Source organism: Novosphingobium sp. (assembly GCF_040398825.1).
Taxonomy (GTDB): Bacteria; Pseudomonadota; Alphaproteobacteria; order Sphingomonadales; family Sphingomonadaceae; genus Novosphingobium.
Genome location: NZ_JBBATI010000037.1, coordinates 35,348 through 37,973 on the forward strand (window position 1 = coordinate 35,348; position 2,626 = coordinate 37,973).

The 2,626-nt window shown below is 63.5% G+C and carries 3 protein-coding genes; 2 read left to right on the forward strand and 1 reads right to left on the reverse strand.

Annotation, left to right across the window (positions count from 1 at the left end; translation table 11 throughout):
* Positions 1 to 1,128: hypothetical protein (locus tag ABWP89_RS15665; RefSeq protein WP_353230453.1), on the reverse strand; the 1,128-nt coding region annotated here is incomplete at its 3' end.
* A gap of 480 nt (positions 1,129 to 1,608) precedes the next feature.
* Between ABWP89_RS15665 and rpsM the strand changes: the two genes are divergently transcribed.
* Positions 1,609 to 1,977 (forward strand): 30S ribosomal protein S13, encoded by a 369-nt coding sequence (gene rpsM, locus ABWP89_RS15670; RefSeq protein ID WP_353230454.1) that lies wholly within the window; start codon positions 1,609 to 1,611, stop codon positions 1,975 to 1,977.
* An 87-nt stretch (positions 1,978 to 2,064) separates the two neighbouring features.
* The gene (gene rpsK, locus ABWP89_RS15675) at positions 2,065 to 2,454 is read left to right on the forward strand and encodes a 30S ribosomal protein S11 (protein WP_353230455.1); all 390 of its coding nucleotides are present in this window, start codon (positions 2,065 to 2,067) and stop codon (positions 2,452 to 2,454) included.
* Positions 2,455 to 2,626: the final 172 nt, after the last annotated feature.

Here is a 2,626-nt window from a genome sequence, read left to right on the forward strand (position 1 = left end):
GTTCTGGCGCGGTGCCTGATAACCGCCCGGAGCGGGTTGCCCCATTGGTGCCGGGCGCGGTTGCTGATAGGTGCCACGCGCTGGCTGGCCATAGGGGTTCTGGCGCGGTGCCTGATAACCGCCCGGAGCGGGTTGCCCCATTGGTGCCGGGTGCGGCGGCTGATAGACGCCCGCTACGGGTTGCCCCGGCGTCGCCGGGCGCGGTCGCTCATAGGTGCCAGGGGTATTCTGGCCGGGCAAAGCCTGACCCGGCGTGACCCCATGCGCCGCCATTCCGGGATTTGCGGGCATGCCCTGCGTTCCCGGTGCCTGGCCCGGTCCCGGACGCTGAAATGCGGGCGGTGCGCCTGCGGTGACGCCGCCATGCGCCAGCGCGGTCTCGCGCGCGATCGGCACGCCATCGGTGCTGATACGGTGCACCGCGGGCGGGCGCCACGCCGGGGTGATGTGCGTGGCGACATTATGCGGGTCGGCGGCCGATTGTTGCACGCGCTGCTGCTGCACCGGGGTGGGGGCGATATGCGGCGCCTGCGTGGCGCGCAGCTCTTCGGGCCTTGGCCGGGCGATCACGCCACCGTTGCCGCCGTTGTAACTCACGCGCGGGCCGTTGTTGATCACCGTGACCGGGTGGTAATAGACATTGGTCACGTTGACATTGGTCACGTTGATCACGGCCCGGTTGTACGCAACATGGCCGTGATCCCAATGTCCACCCTCCCAGCCATGGCCGTGATAACCGTGGCCATAGTCGATCCCGCCGTACCAGCCGACTTCACGGCCCCAGTAACCGTCATGGAACCGGTACGCACCATCGTCCCAGCCCCACCACGCCGGTGTCCACAGCAGACCGCGTTCGGGCGGTTGGTCCCAATAGCCGTCCACCCAGTAATAATCGTCGATCCAGTCGCTCCATGCCCAATAACCCGGCACCCACAGATAGTCTGGCCCGGGCAGGGGCGGCTGGTTGTACCGTGGCAGCGGCGGCGGGGCATAGCCGATGCGGATATCCAGGCCGAAGCTGATCTGCGCCCGTGCCGTGGCAGGCAGCATGCCCAGTCCAATGGCAGGCACCAACAGCCCCAGCGCAGTGGCGCTGCGCATGGCAACGATAAGGCGACGAATGCGCATGGTGGCTCCTTTATCGTGAATCAGCCCGACTTACCGGCGTGTCGTGCGCCATCGATCCAGTCCCTGCGATGAACGGCATGGTTCGTGGCAGGGATTTTCGCGGTCGGTGCGCCTGTCGGCGGTGTTGCGAAAAATAACCGCTGCCTCCGTCCGGCTTTGACCTTTTCATGCGAATCCGGTATTTCATGGCCTATGCTTTGGCGCGACGCCGGCTTTCCGTATTCTGACGGATGGCTTTGCTTGTGCCGAAATGCGGTTGACGGCAGCCACGAATCCCCCTAAGCGCGCCTTTCACTCGAAACCGTGTGGAGGAATGCAACCTGTGTCGGCGCACATTTAGGCACTGACCGGGTCGTAAGTCGGTTAGCATGCGTTGCGGGTGTTTCGCGATGAGATAAGACGCCTGTTTCGGCTGCCGTGGACCGTTATGGACTGCGTGCATCCCGGCCGGGCATCTTGTGGAGCTGAACGGAGAAACAAGTGGCTCGTATTGCCGGGGTAAATCTCCCCACAAATAAGCGCGTGATTGTCGCGCTGACCTACATTCATGGTATCGGGCCGTTCAAGGCTCGCGAAATTGCTACCAAGCTGGGCATTGACCACGCTCGCCGCATCCAGGACCTGTCCGATGCGGAAGTCCTGCAAATCCGTGAATCGATCGATGCCGATCACACCGTCGAAGGCGATCTTCGTCGCGAAACCGCGATGAACATCAAGCGCCTGATGGATCTGGCCTGCTATCGCGGGCTGCGCCATCGCAAGGGGCTGCCCGTTCGTGGACAGCGCACGCACACCAATGCGCGCACCCGCAAGGGCAAGTCCAAGCCGATCGCCGGCAAGAAAAAGTAAGCCGGGCCCACAAGGCTCCCCGGCACTTTACGGGGCGGGCTGTTACAGGCCCACACGGTTCCCACGGATTTCCGACAGGATTTAAGAATGGCTCGCGAACCACAACGCATTAAAAAGCGGGAGCGCAAAAACATCACCAGTGGTGTTGCGCACGTCAATGCCAGCTTTAACAACACCATGATCACCATCACCGACGCCCAGGGCAACGCCATTTCATGGTCGTCCGCCGGCGCGATGGGGTTCAAGGGCAGCCGCAAATCGACACCGTATGCCGCGCAGGTCGCGGCCGACGATGCCGGCAAAAAGGCTGCCGAACACGGCGTTCGCACGCTGGAAGTCGAAGTAAAGGGCCCAGGGTCAGGTCGCGAAAGCGCCTTGCGCGCATTGCAGGCGGTCGGCTTTACGATCACCGCGATCCGCGACGTGACCCCGATCCCGCACAACGGCGTCCGTCCGTCAAAGCGTCGGCGGGTCTGACCCGCCAGCAGGCGACTGGCGCGCCCATGTCCCGTCCGGGGCTGGGCACGCCGGCATCGTCCAATATCTGACCGGTCGCAGTCCCTTATGCTGACGCCGGCGCACTCGATCAACCCCAGGGGAATTCCATGACTGTCAACATCAAGAACTGGCAGGAACTGAAGAAGCCCAA

Bases quoted from the DNA above. Each gene is read 5' to 3' on its own strand.
- rpsK (WP_353230455.1), top strand. From the start codon at position 2,065: ATGGCTCGCGAACCACAACGCATTAAAAAGCGGGAGCGCAAAAACATC.